The organism is Streptosporangium sp. G11, assembly GCF_051192615.1.
Taxonomy (GTDB): Bacteria; Actinomycetota; Actinomycetes; order Streptosporangiales; family Streptosporangiaceae; genus Streptosporangium.
Window position 1 is genome coordinate 1 of the sequence record NZ_JBPJUQ010000310.1, and the last position, 1,091, is coordinate 1,091.

Annotated in this window: 2 protein-coding genes; one reads left to right on the forward strand and one right to left on the reverse strand. The window is 67.2% G+C overall.

The genetic code is table 11. The annotated features are described in order from the left end of the window. A partial coding sequence (locus ACSDR0_RS50745) for an IS630 family transposase (protein WP_435296156.1) occupies positions 1 to 677 on the forward strand: 677 nt, incomplete at its 5' end. Between the two features lie 18 nt (positions 678 to 695). Here the strand turns inward: ACSDR0_RS50745 and ACSDR0_RS50750 are convergent. Beyond that, positions 696 to 1,091: hypothetical protein (locus ACSDR0_RS50750; protein ID WP_435296157.1), on the reverse strand; the 396-nt coding region annotated here is incomplete at its 5' end.

Genomic DNA, 1,091 nt, shown 5'->3' on the forward strand with positions numbered 1-1,091 from the left:
CGTGCGCACAACCCCGCAACCCTCTGCCGGCCGGGGTCCGCTGCCGCCTGCCCAGCCGGGGCCAGTTTCATATCAGAGCCGAGGTCATCGGCTGCTACACCGACCCGCCGCCCGGCACCACGGTCATCTGCGCCGACGAACTGGGACCGGTGACCCCGCGCACCTTCTCACCGGCGCCCGGCTGGTCGGCCGACGGACATCGGATCAAAGCACCGTTGGAGTACTCTCGCGGCACTGACAAGACCTGGGTGTACGGCGGCCTGCGCATCCGTGACGGCACCGAGCTCACCTTCTGCGCGCCCTCACGCAACAGCGACGGCTGGATCCAGTTGCTGGCCCGCATCGCGAAAGCCAACCGGCGCGGCCCGATCGTGGTCATCACCGACAACCTCTCCAGCCATTCCAGCTGGAAGGTCCGCCAATGGCTGGCCCGTCACCCGCGGATCCGCCAGGTGTTCATCCCGGTCAAGGCCTGCTGGCTGAACCTGGCCGAAGGCTGGTGGCGGCTGCTGCGCAAGGCCGGGTTCGCCGGACAGACCTTCGCCGACGCCACCGAGATCACCCACGCGGTCACCGTCGCCACCGCCCAGCTCAACGCCCACGCCCACCCCTGGGTCTGGGGGCGACCACCCCCACGGCCCCGAGCCCTGCGCCGCAAGTTCATCTACCTGCTTTGAGGAACGTCGCACTAGCTATCAACCATGGTGGTCGGCGCCGTTGCCGTTGCCGTTGCCGTTGCCGTTGTTGTTGCCGTTGCCGTTGCCGTTGCCGTTGCCGTTGCCGTTGCCGTTGCCGTTGCCGTTGTTGTTGCCGTTGTCGTTGTCGTCTGTCCACTGCCCTCTCTCGTCGCACTCCTCGTGAGCCCAGCCTTGTGCGTGACCTATGGAGTAGCCGTATCCGAAGTCTGGCAGGCCCGAGTCTCCGTGACCATGTGGGTTGAGAGCAGTGCAGCGATGGCCATCGAGCTGGCCCTGAGTAATGCCCAGTTGGCAGCCATGACCCTTGAAGTCGCATGGATCTGCCGCGATGGCCGCCGGGGCGGCGTACGTCGCCGAGCTCGGGACAGCCGAGGCCTGAGTCCCTGGCCAGAG